This is a genomic window from Shewanella sp. Scap07, from assembly GCF_013394145.1.
GTDB classification, from domain to species: Bacteria; Pseudomonadota; Gammaproteobacteria; order Enterobacterales; family Shewanellaceae; genus Shewanella; species Shewanella waksmanii.
Genome location: NZ_CP041329.1, coordinates 747110 through 767127, shown reverse-complemented (window position 1 = coordinate 767127; position 20018 = coordinate 747110). Strand labels below are relative to the sequence as shown.

21 protein-coding genes are annotated in these 20018 nt (G+C 44.8%); 17 read left to right on the top strand and 4 right to left on the bottom strand.

Annotated features, from left to right (window positions below):
* Nucleotides 1-279: 279 nt before the first annotated feature.
* Complete coding sequence (locus tag FLM48_RS03325; RefSeq protein ID WP_179026258.1) at nucleotides 280-666, top strand: curlin; 387 nt, start codon at nucleotides 280-282, stop codon at nucleotides 664-666.
* Nucleotides 667-679: 13 nt separating this feature from the next.
* On the top strand, nucleotides 680-2200 hold the full coding sequence (locus tag FLM48_RS03320) for a curlin (RefSeq protein WP_179023446.1): 1521 nt from the start codon (nucleotides 680-682) through the stop codon (nucleotides 2198-2200).
* Between the two features lie 66 nt (nucleotides 2201-2266).
* Here FLM48_RS03320 and FLM48_RS03315 read toward each other — a convergent pair whose 3' ends face one another.
* Both FLM48_RS03315 and FLM48_RS03310 read right to left on the bottom strand, forming a co-directional pair.
* Complete coding sequence (locus tag FLM48_RS03315) at nucleotides 2267-2932, bottom strand: LuxR C-terminal-related transcriptional regulator (protein ID WP_028772042.1); 666 nt, start codon at nucleotides 2930-2932, stop codon at nucleotides 2267-2269.
* 261 nt (nucleotides 2933-3193) lie between these two features.
* Nucleotides 3194-3802, bottom strand: coding sequence for a DUF2238 domain-containing protein (locus tag FLM48_RS03310; RefSeq protein ID WP_179023444.1), 609 nt, complete (start codon nucleotides 3800-3802; stop codon nucleotides 3194-3196).
* Between the two features lie 163 nt (nucleotides 3803-3965).
* Between FLM48_RS03310 and serA the strand changes: the two genes are divergently transcribed.
* Entirely contained in the window at nucleotides 3966-5195 is a 1230-nt protein-coding gene (gene serA / locus FLM48_RS03305; RefSeq protein ID WP_028772040.1) for a phosphoglycerate dehydrogenase, read from the top strand.
* Nucleotides 5196-5310: 115 nt separating this feature from the next.
* Here serA and FLM48_RS03300 read toward each other — a convergent pair whose 3' ends face one another.
* A complete protein-coding gene (locus FLM48_RS03300) occupies nucleotides 5311-5739 on the bottom strand; it encodes a GNAT family N-acetyltransferase (protein WP_028772039.1) in 429 nt (142 codons plus the stop codon).
* 176 nt (nucleotides 5740-5915) lie between these two features.
* On the opposite strand from FLM48_RS03300, the gene ygfZ reads away from it, so the two are divergent.
* The 9 genes from ygfZ (at nucleotide 5916) to FLM48_RS03255 (ending at nucleotide 16684) form a co-directional block, all read left to right on the top strand.
* Nucleotides 5916-6878 carry a tRNA-modifying protein YgfZ gene (gene ygfZ / locus FLM48_RS03295; RefSeq protein WP_179023442.1) on the top strand — a complete coding sequence of 321 codons (963 nt, stop codon included), beginning with the start codon at nucleotides 5916-5918 and terminating at the stop codon, nucleotides 6876-6878.
* A gap of 387 nt (nucleotides 6879-7265) precedes the next feature.
* The gene (locus FLM48_RS03290; protein ID WP_028772037.1) at nucleotides 7266-7934 is read left to right on the top strand and encodes an ABC transporter ATP-binding protein; all 669 of its coding nucleotides are present in this window, start codon (nucleotides 7266-7268) and stop codon (nucleotides 7932-7934) included.
* Nucleotides 7927-10425 (top strand): FtsX-like permease family protein, encoded by a 2499-nt coding sequence (locus FLM48_RS03285; RefSeq protein WP_179023441.1) that lies wholly within the window; start codon nucleotides 7927-7929, stop codon nucleotides 10423-10425. Before FLM48_RS03290 ends, FLM48_RS03285 begins: the two co-directional genes overlap by 8 nt.
* A gap of 119 nt (nucleotides 10426-10544) precedes the next feature.
* Nucleotides 10545-11552, top strand: coding sequence for a lipocalin-like domain-containing protein (locus FLM48_RS03280; protein WP_256871035.1), 1008 nt, complete (start codon nucleotides 10545-10547; stop codon nucleotides 11550-11552).
* Between the two features lie 346 nt (nucleotides 11553-11898).
* Nucleotides 11899-12168, top strand: coding sequence for a chaperone NapD (locus FLM48_RS03275; RefSeq protein WP_028772034.1), 270 nt, complete (start codon nucleotides 11899-11901; stop codon nucleotides 12166-12168).
* On the top strand, nucleotides 12165-14645 hold the full coding sequence (gene napA / locus FLM48_RS03270; protein WP_179023437.1) for a nitrate reductase catalytic subunit NapA: 2481 nt from the start codon (nucleotides 12165-12167) through the stop codon (nucleotides 14643-14645). The genes FLM48_RS03275 and napA overlap by 4 nt, the downstream gene beginning before the upstream one ends.
* A 31-nt stretch (nucleotides 14646-14676) precedes the next feature.
* Nucleotides 14677-15408 carry a ferredoxin-type protein NapG gene (napG, locus tag FLM48_RS03265; protein ID WP_179023435.1) on the top strand — a complete coding sequence of 244 codons (732 nt, stop codon included), beginning with the start codon at nucleotides 14677-14679 and terminating at the stop codon, nucleotides 15406-15408.
* The gene (napH, locus tag FLM48_RS03260; protein WP_179023433.1) at nucleotides 15405-16262 is read left to right on the top strand and encodes a quinol dehydrogenase ferredoxin subunit NapH; all 858 of its coding nucleotides are present in this window, start codon (nucleotides 15405-15407) and stop codon (nucleotides 16260-16262) included. The genes napG and napH overlap by 4 nt, the downstream gene beginning before the upstream one ends.
* The gene (locus tag FLM48_RS03255) at nucleotides 16259-16684 is read left to right on the top strand and encodes a nitrate reductase cytochrome c-type subunit (protein ID WP_028772031.1); all 426 of its coding nucleotides are present in this window, start codon (nucleotides 16259-16261) and stop codon (nucleotides 16682-16684) included. The genes napH and FLM48_RS03255 overlap by 4 nt, the downstream gene beginning before the upstream one ends.
* 63 nt (nucleotides 16685-16747) lie before the next feature.
* Here FLM48_RS03255 and FLM48_RS03250 read toward each other — a convergent pair whose 3' ends face one another.
* The gene (locus FLM48_RS03250; protein WP_179023431.1) at nucleotides 16748-17059 is read right to left on the bottom strand and encodes a hypothetical protein; all 312 of its coding nucleotides are present in this window, start codon (nucleotides 17057-17059) and stop codon (nucleotides 16748-16750) included.
* A gap of 238 nt (nucleotides 17060-17297) precedes the next feature.
* Here FLM48_RS03250 and FLM48_RS03245 point away from each other — a divergent pair, with 238 nt between their 5' ends.
* The 5 genes from FLM48_RS03245 (at nucleotide 17298) to FLM48_RS03225 (ending at nucleotide 19944) form a co-directional block, all read left to right on the top strand.
* Nucleotides 17298-17558 carry a DUF5062 family protein gene (locus tag FLM48_RS03245; RefSeq protein ID WP_028772029.1) on the top strand — a complete coding sequence of 87 codons (261 nt, stop codon included), beginning with the start codon at nucleotides 17298-17300 and terminating at the stop codon, nucleotides 17556-17558.
* A 122-nt stretch (nucleotides 17559-17680) separates the two neighbouring features.
* On the top strand, nucleotides 17681-18325 hold the full coding sequence (locus tag FLM48_RS03240; RefSeq protein WP_179023429.1) for a hypothetical protein: 645 nt from the start codon (nucleotides 17681-17683) through the stop codon (nucleotides 18323-18325).
* A gap of 498 nt (nucleotides 18326-18823) precedes the next feature.
* Complete coding sequence (locus tag FLM48_RS03235; protein WP_179023427.1) at nucleotides 18824-19096, top strand: helix-turn-helix transcriptional regulator; 273 nt, start codon at nucleotides 18824-18826, stop codon at nucleotides 19094-19096.
* On the top strand, nucleotides 19059-19424 hold the full coding sequence (locus FLM48_RS03230; RefSeq protein WP_179023425.1) for a hypothetical protein: 366 nt from the start codon (nucleotides 19059-19061) through the stop codon (nucleotides 19422-19424). The genes FLM48_RS03235 and FLM48_RS03230 overlap by 38 nt, the downstream gene beginning before the upstream one ends.
* The gene (locus tag FLM48_RS03225; RefSeq protein ID WP_179023423.1) at nucleotides 19399-19944 is read left to right on the top strand and encodes a hypothetical protein; all 546 of its coding nucleotides are present in this window, start codon (nucleotides 19399-19401) and stop codon (nucleotides 19942-19944) included. The genes FLM48_RS03230 and FLM48_RS03225 overlap by 26 nt, the downstream gene beginning before the upstream one ends.
* The last annotated feature ends 74 nt before the right edge of the window (nucleotides 19945-20018 follow it).

Genomic DNA, 20018 nt, shown 5'->3' with positions numbered 1-20018 from the left:
TATTTTTCAATCAATTGAACAGCAATCTCAGTGAATGAAAATTAACCAACAAATAGACCTTCTTCCAATTGTTCAAAGGTCATTCACTCCGTACCTTTGTTCTACATTCGGCAGACTAAATTAGTTCACTACAGAACTTTGTGCTGATAGTGAATTAATTTTTTATACGAACCGCTAAATAGTCTTGCTCATTGACGAGCTGTTGTATCTGTTTGGCACATAACAAAGGAGTGTTTAGTGTCTGCTTTAATAAAAAGCGTTGTTAGCTTTGTACTCCTTATGTCGACCTTTGACTTGTACGCTAATGATATTCGAGCCAATCAAGTCAGCGAACTTCCCATTACTCTCCAAGTGTTGCTTGAGCAGGGCGGCAGAGATAACGCTATTGGCCTAATGCAACTTGGCTATAGCAATCACGCGGAAATGTTGCAATCTGGCCATGATAATACCAATGCGACCTTGCAATTTGGTGCTGAAAATCAAGCCAATGTTCACCAATACGGTAGTGGTAATGAAGTACAGCTTTTGCAAGTTGGGTGGTCAAATCAGGCCGACATCACTCAAGTGGGTGACGGCAATTTAGTCCAGCTCAACCAACTCGGAAGTGCGAATTTTTCAATTGAACAGATTGCAGATAATGCCGCAATCACTATAACTCAATATTAACAGGGAGCGTCCAATGAGATCGCAAGCAAAGAAGTCTATTATCGCGTTAGCTATTACCGCAAGCATCGGTATGTCTGCATCAGCTTTTGCTGCTTCAGATAACGAAGCCACCATCAATCAGACAATTTCAGTCGCAGCTGATGCCGCTGTTGTTGGCCAAGAAGTTGTGGTTACCCAGACAGGTGATTTAAACATCACCACTGTTGACCAAACTGGTGACGACCAAACAGCTACGATTACTCAAGATGGTGTATGGCATGAAGCTTACGTAACATCTGAAGGTGAAAGTAACAACGTTGAAGTTGACCAAGTTGATGATTGGCATGTATCTAGCATCGACATTGAAGGCAACGGCAACGAAGCAATCACTGATCAAACAGGCTTTTGGAACCAATCTGATGCCAATGTTATTGGTAATGAAAACAGCGTTGATGTGTTACAGGTTGGCGTGACAAATACCTCAGACATTGACCTTATTGGTGATAGCAACACCGCTGTTGTTGATCAAGCAGGTGACAATAACGAAGCTTTGTTCTTGGTAGAGGGTGATGAAAACGACGGTAGCATTACTCAAATAGGTAATGACAACTTAGGTGGTATGGTTTCACTAGCACTCACCCCAAATGTCGGCAACAACAATGATGTCACTATCTACCAAGAAGGTGACTTTAACTTTGCTGGCGTACAAGGTGTTGAAGGCGACGACAATACTTTTGATGTTAACCAAGTTGGTAATTCGAACGCAGGCTTTGTATATACCCTTGCAGGTAACGAAAACACGATAGAGATCGACCAAGATGGTGACTCTAACCGCGCTTACATGCAATTTGCCACTGGCGATGGTAATGAGGTAGCTATTACCCAAAATGGTGATGGTAACGTTATTGGCGATATCTTAATTGCTGATGTACAAGGCAGTGAAAATACCATCACGATTGACCAAGTTGGCGATACCAACGGCGCTGAATTCCAAGTTTGGGGTGATGAGAACACTGTAGATTTAGACCAGACTGGTGACACTAACTTTGCTACATTTGGTGTTTACGGCGACGAAAATGATTTAACTCTGGTTTCTACTGGTGACAATAACCAAATCGTTGCTTTTGCAGTATTCGATGGCAATGAGATCAATGTCGAGCAAGAAGGTGACTTAAACTACACTGAAGTGGTTGCTGAAGGGTTTGATAATGTCATTACTTCAGAGCAATTTGGCAATGAGAATGAAGCAATTGTCACTGTAGCTGGCGACCTCAATGTTGAAGTCGATACCCTGCAAACGGGTGACTTGAACGTTATTGACTTGCTCATCAGCGGCGATGAAAACTACGCCAACATTACCCAACTTGGTGATGGTAACTGGGTTGGCGGTGATAACGGTACTGCTGAATTTGCCGTAGTTGGTGACAACAACAGCTTAACTGTATCGCAAACCGGTAATGATAACCTAGTGATGGGTTCTCAGACAGGTACTGAAAACATGATCAGCGTGACCCAAATGGGTGACTTCAATACTGCGACTGTTATTCAAAACTAAGTCAATATATCAACAATAAAAAAGGGAGCAATTGCTCCCTTTTTTTAATTTAAAAATAAGTGACTATTAAGAGCACAATTCAAAATGACTTTGATAAGTTTGTGCCCAGCGTAATAACTCGACTCGATTACGTGATTGCGTTTTTCTAAAAATAGAAGAAATATGTGCTTTAACAGTATGTTCACTGATACATAAGCGATGTGCAATTTCTTTATTTCTAGCACCGCTAGAAACTAGCTGAATAATAGTTCTCTCTCGACCAGTGAGCATTTGCAACATCGCTACTGTATCTTGGGAAAAGTCATTCGCACCATCTAACCGTTTAACTAGCTGACGAAACATTTTAGATATCAACGTTCTATCATACCAAAGCTCATCGCCTACCATTTTCCGCAAACCGGTTAATAATAGATCCATGCGCTGATCGGCATACAGTAAGCCTCGAATACCGAGCAGTAATGCTGATTCGGCTTCTAAAGTATCTCGTTCCACTTGATATAGCGCAACAGGCACATGAGGCACCAGTCGAGAGGCTAATAAAGGAATTCCTTTATTGTCTAATGCCGCCCCTTTTTGGGCGATAAGATAAAAGCTATTATTATCCCGCTCAGGATCAAGCTCTGAAACTTGCTTAACAATCCGTGTTTTTAGACCGATAGACTCGGCCAGTACTGCTAAATGGCAAGGTGCAGCCACTTGATGCAGAAAGACTAACTCGTCAATTTTACTCATTTACTTCTCTCCCTGAAAAGTCAGTAATTAACTCAATAACCAGGTTAATCACATTTCCCTATCAATCAGAATAATGACTCTTTCCGATAAGGTTTAGTAGGTTTGAATAAATCCTACCGAATTACCATAGTAAAAAAGTATGAACGCTAATATTATATCAACAAATGTTACAGAGGAATAACATTTAGTTATAAAGAGTCAATAATATAGAATATGTAGACTTAAAAAATGCACATAATTTATTTTATACAGAATAAAAATCTAATTTGGCGTCTTAATTTGCTTAATTAGCCTATCATGTGTTTGCGACAGCAAGATTAAACAGCTTATAGCGCCAATGAGTGCCATCATCATGTCCGATTGCGTATCCCAAACATAACCTTGTGTGCCTAAAAACGCCTCAGCATCTTCACCGGTTGCTAGCGCCACCCACCACTCAATTAACTCATAAAATGCTGATAGCGCTAGGGCAAAACAACAGACTAAGAAATGGCACCAAGCGCCCGCCTGCAACACAGCCTGCCTAATCAACACCTCTCGTGCCAAAAGCGCCGGAATAAACCCTTGGGCCAAATGACCGACTTTGTCGTAATTGTTGCGATCTGACCCCATCCACTGTGCAATATCATCAAACAGTGGCACTTCAGCATAGGTATAGTGACCGCCCACCATCAAAATCACCGCATGCACTAAAATTAGACCATAGGCCAATGAGGTTAACGGAAATGACTTTCGCGTAAAAAATAGTATGGGTAAGGCCGCAATTGCGGGGAGCACCTCTAAAAACCAAGTGAACTGATCTTTGGGTTGGTAACCTGACCAAAGCAACACCGATAAAAAAATCGTGAGCCAAATAGCGCTTTTATTCAAAATAAGAACTCCTTAGACGATATTGTTTTATTATCAGAATAATAACTTTAGCCATCTAGCCCTCCACAGTGGCGAAAAAAAGTGCTATTTTGGGCGGGCATAATAATAATTACATCATTGATAGTGACATAGTAGCAACAACAAACAAGAGGGTACCCATATCATGGCGAAACATTCGCTGGACAAGGATAAGATCAAGATCCTGCTGTTGGAAGGCGTCCACCAGTCTGCCGTTGATGTATTTAAACGTGCAGGATACAGCAACATAGAGTATCACAAGGCATCACTCGGGGAGGAAGCACTATTAGCTTCCATTAAAGATGCTCACTTTGTTGGTCTTCGCTCGCGTACCCAAATCACTGAAACTGTGCTGAATCATGCCGAAAAATTAGTCGGTATTGGTTGCTTTTGTATCGGCACTAACCAAGTCAATCTTGCTGCTGCCGAAAAACGCGGTATTCCGGTATTCAATGCGCCGTTCTCAAACACTCGAAGTGTAGCAGAATTGGTATTAGGCGAGATAATCATGCTATTTCGCGGCATTCCGCAGCGAAACGCACTGGCACACCGCGGTGGCTGGTTAAAGAGCGCGGTCGGCAGTTATGAGGCCCGCGGCAAAACTCTTGGCGTGATTGGCTATGGTCATATCGGTACCCAACTAGGTATTTTGGCGGAAACCTTAGGCATGCGTGTCATCTTTTATGATATTGAAGACAAACTGCCACTCGGTAATGCGCAACAGATCCACTCGCTACCTGAATTGCTATCCCTTGCTGATGTAGTCAGTTTACATGTACCAGAAACGGCACAGACTAAAGAGATGATAGCAGCAGCCGAGCTTGACTGCATGAAGCAAGGAAGCATCTTAATCAATGCTTCTCGCGGTACAGTGGTTGATATCGATGCCCTTGCCCAAGCAATCAAGAGTGAACGTATTGTTGGCGCCGCCATTGATGTGTTCCCTGTAGAGCCAAAATCTAATGACGATGAATTTATCAGTCCGCTACGTGGCTTAGATAATGTTATTTTGACTCCTCACGTGGGTGGTAGCACCCAAGAAGCTCAAGAGAACATTGGTATCGAGGTCGCGGGTAAGTTGGCGAAATACTCAGACAATGGCTCAACGGTAACAGCGGTTAACTTCCCTGAAGTCTCGCTGGCTCAGCATGAGAATGCTTCGCGACTATTGCACATTCACCATAACAAACCCGGTATTCTAATTAAGATTAACCAAGCGTTTGCGGAGAAAGGCATCAATATTGCGGCGCAATACCTACAAACTACCGCTGACATTGGTTATGTAGTGATGGAAGTCGACTCTGACCAAGCCGTAGAAGCGCTTGAGCAGATGAAAGCTATCGACGGTACCATTCGCGCTAGACTGCTCAACTAGTCCGGCACATCGGTAATTAAAAAGCACATGAATGACATGTGCTTTTTTCATTTAAGGGCCATGATGAACAGTCAAAAACTGCGTTGTTTGGACGTCAAAGCCGCTACCTAAAACGCTAATAATGTTTCAGCATAAAATAGCGCGCTGGACTTGCCACTAATTCTGGCACCTCACCGACCACTTCAAAACCTAGCTTTTGATAAAAAGGCTGTGCTTGGAACCCCAAAGTGTCAAGTTGTGCCACCACACAGCCACGAGACTTAGCTTCAGCTTCAGCTTGCATCATTAAGCGCTTTCCAAGTCCGCTACCACGCTGATTTTCAGCAACCCACACCACCTCTATCAAGTAATTTCGATATATGGTGCATCCTGCCACGCCGCCAATCAATACCCCGTGTTCATCACGGGCAACCACCATGAGTGGCTGCGATTTTTCATCCCCCATGTGCTCGACATTAAACTGCCTAACCCCAGCGACAAGCTGTTCAAAAACTGCGTCATCTTGCTGGTTAATAGTGTTTAAGGTTGCGCTATTGCTGGACATATTCCTTCCTCAATTGCCTCAGTTGTTGTGCTCATCTATGCTCAAATATTGTTTTTGTTCTACGGATCACATTTGATCCCTTTATATTTTTATAAATGCCCATATATCTTTAACTAACCACACGATAGGATGACACTCTTTAGTGATTCTACCCGCTTTAGCTTAGGACGATTACCATGACTTTAAGCCTTTCGCAGCCACAATGGCTAGCAACCGACTCTACTCCTGCTGTAATGCTATCTGTACTTGACCATTTTGGCCTGATGCGCGTCACCGGAGAGCAAGGTCGAAGCTTTATTCATGGACAAGTTACCACCGATATCAGCTCTTTAGCTAACGATCAGTGGCGTTGGGGGGCACATTGTGACCCTAAAGGTAAAATGTTAGCGGCATTCAGAACATTTGCTATCGATGATGCACTGATGCTAATGATGCCAAAAGACACCTTAGCAGCCGATTTACCTCAATTAGCTAAATACGCCGTATTTAGTAAAGCAGAGCTAACCGATGCCAGTGAAGACTTTGTTATATTGGGCGTAGCAGGCACTGATGCTAGCCAGTGGATACAAGATCATTTTGGCGAAATCAACCAAGAGCTGAGTGAAATTCCCGGCGGCGTTTTACTTAAAGATGGCGAGCGCTACATCATGGTATTAGAACAAAGTGCTGCACAGCCATTATTGGGCTCAATTAGTGAGCCTTTATACAGCGCCACAGCTTGGCAAGCGCTTGATATCAAAGCTGGCTACCCTAATATTGCTGCCAGTCATCAAGGTCAATTTGTGCCGCAGATGTGTAACTTACAAGCTATCAATGGCATCAGCTTTGAAAAAGGCTGTTACATGGGCCAAGAAACCATCGCCCGAATGAAATACCGTGGTGGCAACAAGCGTGCACTGTATATCATTACTGGCACAGCAGAGTCAGCGGTTAATACCGACAGTAAATTGGAAATCGCCATCGAAGATGGCTTTAAAAAACTCGGCACCATTATTGAGGTTGCTCAGCAAGACAACCAAGTGCTGCTTAGTGCCGTACTGCCTAATGATACTGAAATCGGTACCCAACTACGTATTGCTGACATGCCAGCATCGTCGCTGACTATTCAGGCGCTGCCCTATTCGCTGGACGAAGCATAATACACGCCTCAGCCATCGCAATAACAATGCGGTAACGAGTTCATTAAAAGGCGCATCTTGCGCCTTTTTCTTATCTATGTCCCGCACACTCAACCGCCCAACCCCGACCGATAAATACCGCCATTATCGATATGATAAATGATCCTTCTAGGCACGAGTTAAGTATGTATTATCTAATACCGATTCAGGTATGATGAATTTGTGAAGTGAAGCGAACCAACCTAGATCTTGTATATGTAGCATTCAGAATCAAGATTTTATCGCAAAGCGATAGTGTCGCCATTTAAAGAGTTGTTAGTGGCATATGGGTCAAATCCACTCACCATCGCGTTAATATTCGGTCTGGGTTCGAGTGGGATAATTGCAGCAGTTAGCAATGGAGTGATAATGAGTCATGCAATCGTTGAGCTAAATAATCTATCCAAGTCTTTTATGGATGGCGAGCAACAACACCAAGTACTTAATCAAGTCAATTTTGTGCTCAACAAAGCTGATAGCGTGGCGTTAACTGGCGCCAGTGGCTGTGGTAAGAGCACCCTGCTAAATCTCATTGCAGGCTTTGAACCATTATCAAGTGGTCAAATCATCCTTCGTGGCGAAGACACTCAGCAATGGCAAGACAAACAGTGGAGTCGTTTTCGACATCAACAATTAGGCGTCGTGTTTCAACAGTTCAATCTACTAACGCCAATCGATGTTAAACATAACATCGTCTTTCCCCTTAGTTTGAATGGCCATAAATGGAATGACTGGTGCGATCATTTAGTCACCACTTTAGGGTTGGGAGACCTGCTATCACGGCATGTGCAGTCGTTATCTGGCGGCCAACAACAGCGAGTGGCCATCGCACGAGCATTAGCGCATCAACCGGCGCTGTTACTCGCCGATGAACCGACAGGCAATCTCGATCAGCAAGCCAGTATGGAAGTGATGCAGCTGATGACGGCATTGACAACAGAGCAGCAAACCAGTGTATTGATGGTGACTCACAGTGAAGAGTGCGCCGCTTTCATGCAGCGTCGCTGCCATGTAAAATTGGGCACAGTCCATGAATAGCTTTGGCGTACAAGGCTATTGGCACAGCTTAGCTATTTTTGCGGCCCATTATCGGCAATCTCCATTGCAAGCCAGTGCCATTTTAGTCGGGATCATACTCGCGGTGACCTTGCTAACCGGCGTCAGGGCCACCAATGAGAACGCCATTGCCAGCTATGCCTCAGTCACTGAATTACTTAGCCAGCAGGCAAGCTATACCATCTCGCCAAAGTTCGCCCAGTCCCATATTAATGAATCACTCTATTTCGATATCAGGCAACAAGGTATCAGTCAGTCACTCGCCGTCATAGAGGGCGTACTGATGGACGCCAAACAGAAACCTTGGCGAGTGCAAGGCAGCGATTTAATTGCAGCAATTAGCGCCCTAAGTCATCAAGTTGCAGACGGTAGCCATAGCACAGCTTCGGCCCCTAGCCCCTTTAGCGGTGATATTCCGCTAGCTCGATTACTTAATGGCGCCCCCGTGGTGTTAATGAGTCAAAGCTTAGCTAACACATATCTCACGCAACCATTTTCACTCGCGGGGCAGCCGCTTGAAATCATTGCCGTAAGCGATGATTTTAACCTAGGTCAACGTTTGCTTATGGACATCTCTTTGGCACAGCGCTTAATGGGGCAAAAGGGTCAACTGAGCTATATCGCGCTGTTTGGTGAGCTGACATATCAAATACCGCAACTAGAAAGCCTGATCGCCCAGCAGGCACTGTTGGTCGAAAATGATAATGGCGCAAGCATGACCGCGCTGACAGACAGTTTTCACCTTAACCTGACTGCAATGAGTCTGTTAGCGTTTATTGTCGGCTTGTTCATCGCCTACAACGGCGTACGCTACAGTCTGCTGAAACGCCAACATCTGCTGACTCAATTACAGCAGCATGGCATTTTAAAAATCAGTTTAATTGCCGCCGTGATCAGCGAATTATTCGTACTGGTGATTATCGGTGCCGTTATTGGTTTTATTTTAGGGCTTCAACTGAGCTACTGGCTTCAGCCTATGGTTTCAGTGACCTTAGAGCAACTGTATGGTGCCAATATTTTGCCCGGCAAGTGGCATTGGAGCTGGCTCGCTCAAGCTCTACTATTAACCTTCTTCGCTGCACTGTTGGCCTGTAGTTCGCTGTTTGTCGATCTGTATCGACAGCCTTTGGCACGTAATAGTAATAAACTCATCAATGAACATAGCGCACACCAATCCCATAAAACCATGCTATTCATTGCTTTGGCACTCGGCACAATTGCCACAATCGGCATGCCTTTTAGTGATGACTATCGGGTCACCATGGTATTGCTTGGCCTAGTGGTTATTGCCATTCCATTGGCTTTACCCTGGACACTGATGCAATTGGTTAGCCTCATTAGTCGCTTGTTCACTAAGGGGTTAGTCGGTTATCAGGTAGCTGAAACGAAAGAGTTGGTACCGCCGCTATCATTAGCGATGATGGCAATTTTGTTAGCACTGACTGCCAATATCTCCATGAATACCTTAGTCGGCAGTTTCGAAATCACCTTAAAACAGTGGCTAGATGCACGGCTTCACGCCGATCTTTATATGCGTCCGCCTAGCGATAAAGTCGAAGATATCGCCCGCTATCTGCAACAGCAACCCGATGCCGACAAGGTCTACAAGCAGTGGTACCTCAAAAGCAGCTATCAAGGCTACCCCAGCTTTATCCTCACTCGCGATGCCAACTCCATTGAACAAACTACCGTATTAAAACAGGCAATGGAGGACATTTGGCAGCAGTTTTTTGATGGCCGATTCGTGCTACTCAGCGAGCCACTGGCCCTCAAGCTCGGGCTCAATGTAGGTGACAAACTCACCATTACAGCACTAGGTGACAAGCCGTTTACCTTAGCGGGCATCTATTTTGATTACGGTAACCCCTACGGCGAACTGCTGATTCCGCCAGCATTGTGGCAACAACAAAATCTCCCCGCGATCCCCACCAGCTTAGCTGTTGCCGTCACAGGCGATGAACAAGCACTTATTTTACGCATTCAACAAACCTTCGAATTGTCGGACGCGCAAATCTATAGTCAGCAAGGAATTAAGCAGCTGGCGGTGACAATGTTTAAGCGGACGTTTTCAATTACCCAAGTACTCAACAGCTTGACCTTATTAGTGGCTGCTGTGGGCCTATTTAACGCTTGCTTCATGCTAACTCAATCGCGTTTGGCTCCTATCGCCCGCTTATACTGTCTAGGTATCAATCGTGGCCAACTTAGACTTATGGTATTCGTGCAGATGTGGCTTATCGTGCTGCTTACCTGCTTAGTGGCTTTGCCTACTGGCGCCCTACTTGGCTATTTACTCATCCACAAGATCACCTACCAGGCCTTTGGCTGGACCATCGCCATGGTTTGGGATTGGCAGGCGTATTTTCAGGTTATTGTGCTCGCCTTATTGGCCAGTACGTTAGCGGTCATGCTGCCACTCTATAAACAAACTCGCCGCCCCTTAGTCAGCAGTCTTCAAAGCGAGCTATTATGAATATCATCAAGCTTCAATCAACCAAGACATGGCCGCAATATCTCACCACAAATTTGCTGCTCACAGCCATAATACTAATGCAAGGCTGCTCTGATAGCCCCCCACAAGGCAGTGCGTCAATGGGTAATATCATGGGACAACAGAGCAGTGGTTTTGCGCCGGTACTCGACACGACAGAAATCCGCTTCCCAGCAGATCATAATGCCCATGATGACTACCGCTTAGAATGGTGGTATCTCACCGCTAACTTAAGAACCGCATCCGGTGAGCCCATCGGGGTGCAGTGGACCCAATTTAGAATTGCAATGTCACCACCGCAACAGCAAAGCAGCGATAGTGGTGAGTCATCTGCATGGGCGACGAATCAGCTTTATATGGCTCACAGTGCGCTAACTAGCAAACAGAGTCATTTAGCCAGTGAGCGCTGGTCGAGACAACACAATCAACTCGCTGGCACAACAGCAAAGCCATTTAGTGTGGTATTGGATAACTGGCAATGGCGCGCCAGCGGCGAAGATTTATTTCCCGCCACCTTATCGGTCACTGATCCACAATATCGTTATGAGCTTAAACTCACGACACAAGCACCCTATCAGTTGCAAGGTAATAACGGCTATAGCATTAAAGACCCAACTGGTGAAGTGGCCTCTCATTACTACAGCCAGCCCTTTATCGACGTGAGCGGCTGGATTGAGCGACAAGGTGAACAAGTCGCTGTCACCGGACAAGCTTGGCTTGATAGAGAGTGGAGTTCACAGTTTTTAAAAGACAATCAGCAAGGTTGGGACTGGTTTGCGTTACGGCTTGATGATGGCTCTGCTCTGATGGTGTTTCAACTGCGTGGCCAACCTAACTTCTATAGTGCGCGGCGCATGTTTGCCGATGGCACCGGTCATGCGATTGCCAATGAAGATATTCAACTCAGCCCCATTGGTTGGCATAAAATCAATAACCAAGACTATCCAGTAAAGTGGCAAGTGAGTATCGCTTCAGAGCAGATAGCGTTAGAGGTTTCTCCCTTAAACGCCAATGCGCTGCAACCTTTATCAGTGAACTATTGGGAAGGCCCAGTTAATGCTACAGGCAGCCACACCGCACAAGGCTATATGGAGTTAACGGGATATTAAACATGGCTATGACTGACTATCGGCGCCATTTATACCTCTTTGTTAATAGCCTTAACCCTAAACGATAATCAATCGCAATGGCTTAAATATCATTATTTTAGCCATTGATAGAGCTAGTTCGTCATCCCCTAAATAAGCTTTCATACAAGCAATTTGTATAAATTTCAATCTGTGATAAATATCACGCTCAAAAGTTTGATCTAGATCCACAATACCGCCCAATACCTCTTGTGGGGTATACCCACACTTTATATGAGGTTTAGACTCAATTTATAGCTTGAAGATTGTTTTTGTTTCGCAATTGGCGAAACAGCAGTAATCATAGCCATTAAGGATCCGTCCCAAAATGAGTCAAGAATATCATGTAACTAGCTTAGTGGTGCATGCTGCGCCCAAAGCGCTAGTTGAAGTCAAACACAATATCGATGTCCTCCCGGGCACCGAGATCCACGCCGTGACCGACGAAGGAAAGTTAGTCGTCACCCTAGAGGGTGAGACACAAGCATCTATACTGGATAACGTCGAAGCCATTAATGCCCTAACGGGCGTACTATCAAGCAGTCTTGTATATCATCAAGTTGAACCATTAAAAGAAAAGAGTGAGGAAACACCATGAGCATTAGCCGTCGCGAGTTTCTAAAAGCCAACGCTGCCGTTGCCGCTGCAACCACAGTTGGTGTCACTCTGCCAGTGAAGATCGTTGAAGCCGCTGAGCAGAAGGACAACATCAAGTGGGATAAAGCGCCATGCCGTTTTTGCGGTGTAGGCTGTAGCGTTTTGGTGGGTACCAACAACGGTAAAGTTGTTGCCACTAAAGGCGATCCAGAAAGCCCCGTCAACAAAGGCCTTAACTGTATTAAAGGCTATTTCCTATCTAAAATCATGTACGGTAAAGACAGACTAGACTCGCCTTTACTGCGTATGAAAGATGGCAAATACGACAAAGAAGGTGAGTTCACCCCAGTAAGCTGGGATGTCGCACTAGACACCATGGCTGACAAGTGGAAGAAAACCCTAAAAGAAAAGGGTCCTACAGCAGTTGGCATGTTTGGTTCAGGCCAATGGACAGTGTGGGAAGGTTACGCAGCATCAAAACTGCATAAAGCCGGTTTCCTCACCAACAACATTGATCCTAATGCTCGCCACTGTATGGCGTCTGCAGTTGGTGGCTTCATGCGTACCTTTGGTATTGATGAGCCAATGGGCTGCTACGATGATTTAGAAGCCGCAGATCACTTCGTGCTTTGGGGCGCGAACATGGCAGAAATGCACCCAATTTTATGGGCTCGTTTATCTGACCGCCGCTTGGGTAATCCAGATGGTCGTGTACATGTATTGTCAACGTTTGAAAACCGTAGCTTCGATTTAGCTGATAACCCAATGGTGTTCAAGCCACAAACAGATTTGGTGATTCTTAACTATATCGCCAACTACATTATCGAAAACAATGCAGTCAACAAAGACTTCATTAGCAAACACACTAAGTTTGTTTTAGGTACCACAGATATTGGCTACGGTCTGCGCCCAGACCATCCATTAGAGAAAAAAGCCAAAAATCCAGGTAATGGTAAATCAACACCGATTAGCTTTGATGAATACGCTAAGTTTGTCAGCAGCTATACCTTAGAGTATGCCGCTGAAATGAGTGGCGTTGAGCCAGAGAAGCTCGTAGAGCTAGCCAAGGCCTATGCCGATCCAAAAGTGAAAGTCATGAGCTTATGGACCATGGGTATTAACCAACACGTTCGTGGTGTTTGGGCCAATAACATGTTGTATAACCTACACTTGTTAACCGGCAAGATATCAACTCCAGGTAACAGTCCATTCTCGTTGACCGGTCAGCCTTCTGCTTGTGGTACTGCCCGTGAAGTGGGTACGTTTGCCCACCGTCTTCCTGCAGACATGGTTGTGGCTAATCCTAAGCATCGCGCCTTGACTGAAAAGCTGTGGCAAATCCCTGAAGGCACGATTCCGCCGAAGCCGGGGTACCACGCTGTACTGCAAAGCCGCATGTTGAAAGATGGCAAGCTAAATTGTTACTGGACTATGTGTACCAATAACATGCAAGCCGGTCCAAACATCAATGATGAGATCTATCCTGGTTTCCGTAATCCAGATAACTTCATTGTGGTATCGGACCCTTACCCGACTGTCACCGCCATGGCTGCTGACTTGATTCTGCCTACTGCCATGTGGGTAGAGAAAGAAGGTGCGTACGGTAACGCAGAGCGTCGTACTCAAATGTGGCACCAACAAGTCAAAGCACCAAAGGGTGCAAAATCGGATCTGTGGCAGCTCGTTGAGTTTTCTAAGCGTTTCAAAGTATCAGAAGTTTGGCCTGCAGAGCTCATTGCTAAGCAACCTGAAAATGCAGATAAAACGCTTTACGACGTATTATTTGCTAACGGTACCATTAATAAGTTCCCAGTCTCTGACTGTAAAGGCGAAATGAACGAAGAGTCTGAGCATTTCGGCTACTACTTGCAAAAAGGTATCTACGAAGAGTACGCCCAGTTTACCCGTGGTCATAAGCACGATTTAGCTAACTTTGATACTTACCATGAGACCCGCGGTCTACGTTGGCCAGTGGTTGACGGTAAAGAAACGCTACGTCGCTTCTCTGCAGGTGACCCGTATGTGAAAGATGGCAAAGATTTCGACTTCTACGGCAAACCAGACGGCAAGGCACTAATTTTTGCCTTACCTTTTGAGCCTGCTGCTGAAGAACCGAATGCAGAATTTGATCTATGGATGTCAACAGGTCGTGTACTTGAGCATTGGCATACAGGTTCAATGACCGCACGTGTACCTGAACTTTACCGCGCCTACCCAGATGCACAAATCTTTATGCATCCTGAAGACGCGAAAACACGTGGATTAAAACGTGGCGATGAAGTGGTTGTTGCCTCTCCTCGTGGTGAAGTGAAAACCCGTGTAGAAACCAAGGGCCGCAACAAGCCACCTAAAGGTGTCGTGTTTATGCCGTTCTTTGATGCGCGTCAGCTGGTTAACAAGTTACTACTTGATGCAACTGACCCACTGTCTAAAGAGACAGACTTTAAGAAGTGTCCTGTGAAAGTAATGAAGGCCTAACAGCCTAATTGATGCATAGACGGAGATAACAATGAGTCGGGCGAAGCAAGCTTCCACTACAGCCAAAGGCGTAAACCGCCGTCAGTTCTTAGCCACTAGTGCTAAGGCAGGCTGTGCTGTGGGGTTAGTAGGGTTAGGGGTAACAGGGGTGGCGAAGTCGTCACGCCTCGATCCTCTGGCTATTCGCCCGCCAGGCGCATTAGCAGAACAGGAGTTTCTTTCAGCCTGTGTTCGTTGTGGACTTTGTGTCGAAGCTTGCCCTTACGACACGCTCAAGCTAGCTCGCTGGTTTGAAGGCGCTGCAACCGGTACACCCTATTTCACTGCACGCACAATTCCATGTGAAATGTGCGATGACATTCCTTGCGTGAAAGTTTGTCCATCGGGATCGTTAGATCAAACATTGGACGATATTGACCAAGCAAAAATGGGTATTGCAGTACTAATAGATGAAAAAAACTGTCTTAACTTTAAAGGCTTAAGATGTGATGTATGCTATCGAGTTTGCCCTCTGATAGATGATGCTATCACCCTTGAACGGCAACACAATGAGCGCAGTGATCACCATGCGATGTTCCTTCCTACCGTCAACAGCGACAGCTGCACGGGCTGTGGAAAGTGTGAACATGTATGTGTATTGGAAGAAGCTGCAATTAGAGTGTTACCCAGTGCTATCGCACTTGGCAAAACTGCCTCACACGATACGTATATCGATACTGAGAGCACCACGCTAGAGATGCTGAATAAAGGGTTTGAGATATGAGTCAGGCAAAGTTCGCCCAGGCCGCAATAGACGAGTTAGGCTGGTTTAAAGCCCATCGTTTTTTGTTGCTGCGCCGCAGCTGCCAGCTCATAGTCCTTAGCCTGTTTGCCATCGGCCCTTGGCTGGGTTTGTGGCTATTTAAAGGTAATCTCTCAGCCAGTGAATTTATGGGAGTCGTGCCGTTAGCCGATCCGCTAACCACACTGCAGGTATTTATGACAGGCCACCTACCAGAAATCAGTCTGATAGTCGGTGGTGCGCTTATCGCGCTGTTTTATGCATTGGCCGGTGGCCGTGTATTTTGCAGCTGGGTCTGCCCTGTCAATATGATTACCGATGCAGCCAGCTGGTTACGCAGAAAGCTGGCCCTGCCCCGTATTGCCGAACTGCCCCGCAACTTGCGCTATTACATGCTAGCTATGGTAATGATTTTACCCATGCTAAGCGGAATAACAGCTTGGGAGTGGGTCAATCCGGTACCGCTGGTTTACCGTGCCGTGTTATTTGGGTCGCTAACTGGACTGTGGATATTAGTGGTCATATTTTTACTCGATTTACTGATAAGTGAACGAGCTTGGTGTGGTCACCTATGTCCAACCGGTGCGCTATTTGCCCTACTGGGCAAAGTGAGCCCAATCAAAGTATCTGCAACTCGTGCGGGTGCCTGTGACAACTGTATGGATTGCTTTGAAGTGTGCCCTGAACGCCAAGTGCTTAAACCCGCACTTAAGGGCAGTAATCCAATGATAGTTGACAGTGATTGTACTCAATGTGGACGTTGTATCGATGTCTGTGCCCAACGCGTTTTCCAGTATCAAAACCGAATTGCCATAAAGGCGGAGAACAACCAATGAAAAAAGTACTCACCTTAGCCGCGCTGGTCATGGCGCTTAGCGCTTGTTCAGGCCAACAAGCTAACCAAAATGCCGAACCTGTAAATATCAGCTCACTAGGTAAATCAGAGATTACCGATGTACGTGCTGCTGATGCAATGCCAACCTATCCAAAACGCGGAGAGTCAATTGAACGTGGATTTGCTCATCAACCACCTTTAATTCCTCATAAGGCTGATTACCCAATCACCTTAAAGCGTAATGGCTGTATTACTTGTCACAGCCCAGAAAAGGCGCAGCGTATGAAGGCAACAGCGGTTGACCCTTCACATATGCTTGCTAACGGCAAGTTAAACAATGAGTACTACAGCTGTACTCAATGTCACACGCCACAAGCGGAAAATAAGCAGCAACTAGTCGAGAACGATTTCTCAGCTCAGTAATTGACTGCTTAGATAAAAAAGCCCCGCTATTTTTGTATAGCTGGGCTTTTTTAATTTGCGGGATCACAAGCTGCCTTTGAGCATCGGCATAATAAGTTCGTAGTAACCGACTTTGTAACTACCAATAATTATCACGCTACTCAAAAATCCTAATACCCAACCAGGGTGCATACCTAAGAAAGTCCACTGCATAAGCCAGAAAAAACTAAAAACCACTATCGGTGAATGCACCACAGATAAAACCAGCATAATATTGCCTTTATGCTGCATAGCGCCGGGGGCTGCAAACATCATCGGTGAGGTCATTGAGGCCGCAAACCAAACCATTAAAAATACCACGGTGATAACAATGATAAACCAGTGTGGGGAAGTCATTTTTCGCATCCTTGCTTAAAAATTTAGGGGCTCAGTCTAGCCAAATTTAGCCAAATAACAATAGCAGCACTGTGACGGTGAACAGAATCAGTATTAAGTTGTAAGCCCGCGCACTAGTTGCATTAAAACAGTGAAAATAAACATAGTTCTGTGAAATGCCATCTGCTAATCACCCAATAAGTTTGTTATGGTAGCCCTACAACAGCGACATAATGAGTGTGACTACTGAGGATGTTTTATGAAGCAAGGTAAACATGATGCTCAATTGCTCAAGCTAGCATTAGAAATAGGCGTCGGCTATGCAAAAAAACGGGGCTTTGCCGATTTTGACAAAGGCATCTCACCGAAAGATAAGGTCGAATGTATCTACCGACTACTCGTGCAAGATAAGCTGATCCAACCGTTAGCGACAGATAAAGAAGATGGCCCGAATATGAAGCACAAACTGGTTCTATGGATTAGTCGCCAGTTACCCGAAGATCATGCGCTACTCAATTAACATTAACCCACAAACACCAGCCCGATTCAGCATTTAACCTATTAGATTATCCTATAGGTACCAACTTAGTTATTAGCTTAAAACCGATACAATAGCGGCATACACTGCCTTTGGATGCCGCTATGAACCCATTACTTCAAAAATTCAAACACTGCTTATTCAGTGGACTGTTATTTGTGGTACCGCTATTACTATTTTACATTATGATTAGTGAAATCATCGACTTAATCGTTAGTATTTCCAATCCACTTGCAGAGATGGTGCCCAGTCATTTGCAACTGCTTAGCACCTCACCATTTGCCCAGGCATGCGCTTTACTAACGGTAACCTCATTACTATTTGGCACCTTGCTTCGCAGCCCATATGCTCGCCAGTGGTTAACCAAGGCTGAGCAACATACACTTGCCAAGGTCCCCTTATACCAAGCAATTAAGTCAATTTCTCGCGGCCTACTCGGCGATAAAACGGATTCGAGTTACTCAACAGGCTTATATCGCGGAGTCGACGACAGCTTACAGTGGGTGTATATCATTGAAGAAAGCGACAAATACTGCACCATTTTACTTCCTGATGCCCCTTGTGGCTTCAGCGGCCCAGTAAAAATAGTTGCTCGAGGCCGAATAACCATTACCCCTAATAGCGTAGGTGAGGTCAGCGGCGTGCTCACCCAATGGGGTCAAGGAAGCTTAGGCCTGAGTTGTTTGGCTAAGGCAGAAAAATCAGATGCGAGCTTAGTCCACAAAGAGATGAGCAAACAATCAATGTGAGCGAGCTGCTCATTGAAAAGCACTGCAATTGTGTCGCTATGAAACCAGCGCACGAGTAGGCATGATAATGGTGAGTAAAATACCACCATCACCCAATATCAGTTGATGATATTGGGCAATGATGAAGTTGCGTATGTTGCCGCATATGAATGTCACCCTGGTGCGGCTAATGCAACACCGATACTCTGGCCTGTACGACGTTACTCTGGCTTGAATAGCACTTGCTCTGGGGGCAAATTTCATCGCTTATTGAATAGTACCCTGGGCCTCTCAATAAACAAACTTGTGGTCACTCACTATCATTCAATAATGGTGAAGGCTAGTTTTCTAGCTTATTATTTATCTATACGCACAAGTTAAGCCGGCATCCACAATACCTGAATCACTGTCAAAAAAATTAGACTAATTTATCGACAAGTGATAATAATATACCACTCGATTATTTGAGAATAAGGATGTTTCTCGTGATGCTAATACAACACAGCAAAAAGGGATTTTATGCTAAATACACCGGATATAGTCAAATCACTTCGCCTAACACAAGGATATAGTGTCAGTGAATTAGCCCAAAAAATGGGTTGTAGTCGGCAAACTATCTATAACTGGGAAGATGGTATTTCAGAGCCTAAACTGTCGCAATTTATCAAATTGTGTGTCGTGGTAGGCTTAAATCCGAATAATTTACTGCCGAGAAAAGCAATAGGGCAACATATTTCAGACAAGGAGGTACAAGATGAACATCACCAGTCAGCCGCCACTGATTCAAAGTAATACTACAGATTTACCTGTACCAAAAACCATTGCAGTTGGCACTAACACTTCTGGTGGAGATATGCAGCCGCCACCAAACTCAATTAGAACCTCTGGTGGTGATATGCAACCACCACCAAACTCAATCAAAACTTCTGGTGGAGATATGCAACCACCGCCATACTCAATAAAAACTTCTGGCGGGGATATGCAACCACCACCAACTATCCAAGAAGAAACTTTCACATATAGTCGTACTCCAACTGGCTTAGCTGGGCCGACAGTAGAAAGTAACTCTGATGCTCAGGAAGCTACTCAACCAAATGTTAGAGTATTATTCACCGCTTAATCTATTAGAATGGGTTGCTCTATTTCTAGCATTTGCCATCAGTGCGAGATCACCAAATATTCGCTGGCTAACTGGTACTTTGATAGTCTTTAAGAGTTTTGACCTACTTACTATAAGTATCATTTTAAGTTGGGGCGGTTTTTATTACGTATTTATTAGTATTATGGATTTGATTGTCATATTACTAATATTAAAACGGCAGAAAACTGCAACAGCTTTATCCGGCGTTAATTTTAAGTTTATTCAGCACCTAGCGCGTCGTTCTGCAGAGTACTATAAATTAACAAGCAATGAGATAGGTATCATTCTACTTTATATGTTGTCGATAAGTGTAAATCTTGCATCTCTTGTTGAAAGAGCTATTAGAAAATATACCCAATTTGATCCGATGTTCGTATACAATAATTTCGCTATGAGTAAATTTGTAATCACAACCTTAATTACACTGATTCTCTACTCAGTAGCAATTGATGGTGCAAGAAATCTTTACCTAGATAGAAAGAGACCTAACACTGGATAATACCATCAATACTTTGTTTTATACTGCTATAAAAAAACACCCATCAAATGATGGGTGTTTTTGTTTGATTTAGC